The organism is Neoroseomonas rubea, assembly GCF_016106015.1.
Taxonomy (GTDB): Bacteria; Pseudomonadota; Alphaproteobacteria; order Acetobacterales; family Acetobacteraceae; genus Neoroseomonas; species Neoroseomonas rubea.
This window is the reverse complement of record NZ_JACADQ010000353.1, coordinates 1-4,289: the sequence shown is the minus strand read 5'-3', so window position 1 is coordinate 4,289 and position 4,289 is coordinate 1. Positions and strand designations below refer to the sequence as shown.

5 protein-coding genes are annotated in these 4,289 nt (G+C 70.7%); 4 read left to right on the top strand and 1 reads right to left on the bottom strand.

From position 1 onward, the window contains the following. The 3 genes from HW577_RS21565 to HW577_RS21555 all read left to right on the top strand — a co-directional run. Nucleotides 1-269: hypothetical protein (locus HW577_RS21565; RefSeq protein WP_232475132.1), on the top strand; the 269-nt coding region annotated here is incomplete at its 5' end. A gap of 60 nt (nt 270-329) precedes the next feature. Beyond that, complete coding sequence (locus tag HW577_RS21560; protein WP_198378177.1) at nt 330-1,142, top strand: DUF6065 family protein; 813 nt, start codon at nt 330-332, stop codon at nt 1,140-1,142. A gap of 55 nt (nt 1,143-1,197) precedes the next feature. Continuing rightward, on the top strand, nt 1,198-2,007 hold the full coding sequence (locus HW577_RS21555; RefSeq protein WP_198378176.1) for a DUF169 domain-containing protein: 810 nt from the start codon (nt 1,198-1,200) through the stop codon (nt 2,005-2,007). A 120-nt stretch (nt 2,008-2,127) separates the two neighbouring features. On the opposite strand, the gene HW577_RS21550 is transcribed toward HW577_RS21555, so the two are convergent. After that, a complete protein-coding gene (locus HW577_RS21550; protein WP_198378175.1) occupies nt 2,128-3,555 on the bottom strand; it encodes a M20 family metallopeptidase in 1,428 nt (475 codons plus the stop codon). 117 nt (nt 3,556-3,672) lie between these two features. Here HW577_RS21550 and HW577_RS21545 point away from each other — a divergent pair, with 117 nt between their 5' ends. Next, on the top strand, nt 3,673-4,212 hold the full coding sequence (locus HW577_RS21545; protein WP_198378174.1) for a carboxymuconolactone decarboxylase family protein: 540 nt from the start codon (nt 3,673-3,675) through the stop codon (nt 4,210-4,212). Nucleotides 4,213-4,289: the final 77 nt, after the last annotated feature.

Sequence of the window (4,289 nt, the reverse complement as noted above, 5' to 3'; positions counted from 1 at the left end):
CCGTCGCCGACAAGGGTGCCGTGCGCACCGGCGCCGGCGTCCGCGTCCCGGCCTCCATCGCCGACAAGGGTGCCGTGCGCACCGGCGCCGGCGTCCGCGTCCCGGCCTCCGTCGCCGACAAGGGTGCCGTGCGCACCGGCGCCGGCGTCCGCGTCCCGGCCTCCATCGCCGACAAGGGTGCCGTGCGCACCGGCGCCGGCGTCCGCGTCCCGGCCTCCGTCGCCGACAAGGGTGCGGTGCGCACCGGCGCCGGCGTCCGCCGCGGCTGATCGCGCCTGGCGGGCGGAGGCACTATCCTCCCCCGCCAGCAGCCCCGAGGTTCAGGACGCATGGCCGAAGACCGGCAACCGATCGTCACCTTCCATCGCCTGATCCCGGGCATACCGAGCCCGCAGCGGGCAGACCGCTCCGGGCTCGGCGGCCTTCCGACCCGCGCCTATCGCTTCTGCGACGCCGTCACGACCGCCGCCGGCTATGGCTGGCACATCACCGCGCCACTCGAGATCGGGCTGCGCTGGGACGGCACGGAAGTCTCCTGGACCTGCGCCGAGCTTGAACATGAGTGGATGCCGCTCGGTCTTGGCGCCGTGCAGTTTCCCCATTTCCGCGCGCGCTTCGACGAGGAAGCGCCGGAGGATGTGCAGGGCTACTCGCCCCCCTTTCTCACCGGCCTGCCGGAAGCCGGCGTGGTGCAGATGTGGACCGGCCTTTTCGTCGAGACCGCCCCCGGCTGGTCGCTGATGACGCGCGCGCCGGTGAACCTGCCGAAGACAGGCCCCTACGAACAGTTCGAGGGCATCGTCGAATTCGACAAATGGTTCGGGCCGCTTTTCACCAATATCCGCCTGACCCAGACCAACACCATCGTCGAGATCACCCAGCTGCGGCCGATCCTACAGGTGCAGCCCGTTCCGCAATTCGCCTATGCCGAGCCGATCCTGAACTCCGCCGTCGTGAAGGACGCCTTCACGCGCTGGGGCGAGCGCGAATGGGACCTGTACCGCCAGGACGTGGTGCATCCGAACCAGGCGGAGGAACACAAGCCCGGTCGCTACGCCTCCGAGGTGCGCCGCCAGCGCCGCGCCGCGGGTTGCCCCTTCGCCGCCATGGCGGCCGCCCAGGAGTCGCTGAAGGCCGGCTGAGCGTCTGGCCGCCCTGCTCCCGCCGGCGCATCATCGCCGGCAGGAGGAACCGACCATGACAGACGCACCGCCCGCCGAGGCGCCGCCGCTCGACGCCAAGGCCGTTGCCGAGCTCGCGCGCCAGCTGAGCGAACTGCTCCGCCTGCGCACGCTCCCGATCGGCATGAAGCTGTTCGAGGACGCGGAGGAGATGGCAAAGGTCCCCGGCCTGCGCCGTCCGCCGGAGGGGCGGAAGTTCTCGACCTGCCAGCTGGTGACGCAGGCGCGCATCGCCGGCTTCACCATGGGCATCACGCACGACAACGTCCCCGGCTTCTCCAATTGCGGCGGCGTCATCGGGCTGAACGAGCCCTCCGAGCTCTACCTTTCGGGCCGCAAGTTCGAGGGCGTGTGGTTCGAGAACCGCGAAGCCGCGGCGAAGCACCAGGCGGAAATGCCGCGGGTCCCGGCGCGCTATGCCGGCCTCGTCGTCTCCCCGCTGCGCAGCGCCCGTCTCGACCCGCCGGACATCTGCCTGTTCTACGCCAACCCGGCACAGATGATCCTCTTCGTCAACGGACTGCAGTGGAAGACCTACAAGCGCTTCGAATTCTCGATCACGGGCGAGAGCGCCTGCGCGGATTCCTGGGGCCGCGCGCTGCGCGACCGCGCGCCGTCCCTCTCCATCCCCTGCTACGCGGAACGACGCTATGGCGGCGTCGCGGATGACGAGATGCTGATGGCGCTGCCGCCGGCCGACCTCGCCATCGCGGTCGAGGGGCTGCTCGGGCTGTCCAAGGCGGGGCTGCGCTATCCGATCATGCCCTACGGGCCGCAGGCGGATCCGGGCGAGGGGATGGCGAAGTCCTACGCCGGAAAGACCTGAAGGTCGGGGGAGAAGAACCTCCCCCGAGCCGGGACCCCAAGCCCTCCCTTCTTCGTCCTCTGGTTCCAAAGAAGGTTGAGGGGGGTCCGGGGGGAGAAGTTCTCTTCTCCCCCGCCTTCATCAATCCGCCGACATCCGGATCGGCGGCTGCACATCCGGCGGCAGCGGGCACACATAGGGGTGCGAATCCGTCCTCGCCTTGTGGTCCGCCTTCGCCGCGGCGAGCAGTTCAGGGTCGCGGATCGCATCCACCGCGGTTCCCGCCATGATCTTCGCGACATGCACCAGGCCCTTGTGCGCGATGCCCGACTTGCCCTGCGCCGTCAGCTGCCAGGAATGGCCCGGCGTACCGATGGCATAGGTCGCTCCCCGCGCCTGCACCGTCGGCACGGCCCAGGAGACGTCGCCGACATCGGTCGAACCCACGCCCCCATTCCCCTTCGCGTCCAGCGGCACGATGATGTCGCACAGCGCCTTGTCGCGCTCGACCTTCAACCCGTGGCGGCGGAACGCGGCGGCGATGTCGTCCTCCGACAGCGTCCCCTGGATCTGCTTGGCATAGGCCCGGTCCGCCTCGTCGAACTGCGGCGGGCCGAGGCGCAGCATGTTGTCGTACATCGCCTGCTCAAGCGGCGTGTTCGCCAGCAGGTTCGACACCGCGCTCACCACCTTGGTCGTCACCGTCGTCTCGGTCATCAGCGCCGCGCCGTCGGCGATCTTGCGCACGCGGGCGACGAGCTGGTTCAGCCCCACCAGGTCCCGCGCGCGGATCAGGTAGCGCACCTTCGCCGTGCCCTGCACCACGTTGGGCGCGATGCCGCCCGCATCGAGATAGGCGTAGTGGATGCGCGCGTCCGACGGCATGTGCTCGCGCATGTAGTTCACGCCGACATTCATCAGCTCGACCGCGTCGAGCGCGGAGCGGCCGAGTTCCGGCGCCGCGGCCGCATGCGACGACCGCCCGGTGAAGGAAAAGTCGATGCGCGTATTGGCGAGCGACACCGCCTCGTTCACGCCCGTGAAGGCGGCCGGATGCCAGCAGATCGCCATGTCCACGTCGGCGAAGGCGCCTTCGCGCACCATGAAGCCCTTGGCCGCGCCCCCTTCTTCGGCCGGGCAGCCATAGTAGCGTACCCGCGCCTTGACGCCGTTCGCCGCGAGCCAGTCCTTCACGGCCGAGGCCGCGAGCAGCGACGCCGCACCGAGCAGATTGTGCCCGCAGCCATGGCCGGACCCGTCGCCGGGCAGCGGCCTGTGCTCGGCGACGCCCGCCTCGTTCGACAGGCCCGGCAGCGCGTCGTACTCGCCGAGGATGGCGATGACCGGCCCCTCCCCTTCCGGCCCGGCCTCTCCCATCACCGCAGTCGGGATGCCGGCGACGTCGCGCGTCACGCGGAAACCGTGCGCCTCCAGCATCGCCGTGTGCTCGGCGCAGGACCGGACCTCGGCGTAGCAGAGTTCCGGCATGCCCCAGACGCGGTCGGCGAGTTCGATGGCATCCCGCGCCTTGGCATCGACCAGGCGCCAGATTTCCTCGGTGTTCTGCATGATGCGTGTCCCCGCTGCGATGTGGCCCGGAGTCTCGCCCGCCGCCGCCCCCGCGTCCAGCGCTGGACAGGCGCGCGCACCGCGCCGCAGCATTCCGGCCGAAGCAGGAGCCCCGCCATGCCCCGCGTGACCCCGAAGCGCGTCGATGACCTTCCCCCCGACCTTGCCGAGATCTGGCGCCGCTACGCCGGCACCTATGGCCCGTTCGAGGCGCAGCTGGAGGTCTTCGCGCATGTCCCGGCGGCGCTGCGCCACCTGATGCCGATGCTGATGGAACTCCGCGCCGCCGGCACCCTGCCCCGCCGCGCGCTGGAACTCGCCATCGTCGTCGTCTCGAAGCTCAACGCCTGCGACTACTGCATCGCGCACCACCAACCCTTCCTGGCGGTGGAAGGCATCCCGCCCGAGGTGGTCGCCGGGCTGCCCGACGCCGCCGACCACCCCGCGCTGACGGCCTGCGACCGCGCCGTCATCGCCTTCTCCGTCGCGGCGTGGGAGGACAGCCACCGCGTCCCCGAACGGCTGTTCCGCGCCCTGCGCGAGCATTTCTCGGAAGCGCAGATCGTCGAGCTCACGCTCCGCATCGCGCTCACCGGCTTCTTCAACCGCTTCTCCTCGGCGCTCGGGATCGAGGAGGAGGCGACCGCCCATGCGTGAGGGGACAACGCGCATGACGCGGCGCGCCCTCGCAGCCGCGCTGCTCGCCGCCCCCGCCGTGGCGCGCGCCCAGGCGC

Bases quoted from the DNA above. Each gene is read 5' to 3' on its own strand.
- HW577_RS21560 (WP_198378177.1), top strand. From the start codon at position 330: ATGGCCGAAGACCGGCAACCGATCGTCACCTTCCATCGCCTGATCCCG.
- HW577_RS21555 (WP_198378176.1), top strand. From the start codon at position 1,198: ATGACAGACGCACCGCCCGCCGAGGCGCCGCCGCTCGACGCCAAGGCC.
- HW577_RS21550 (WP_198378175.1), bottom strand. From the start codon at position 3,555: ATGCAGAACACCGAGGAAATCTGGCGCCTGGTCGATGCCAAGGCGCGG.
- HW577_RS21545 (WP_198378174.1), top strand. From the start codon at position 3,673: ATGCCCCGCGTGACCCCGAAGCGCGTCGATGACCTTCCCCCCGACCTT.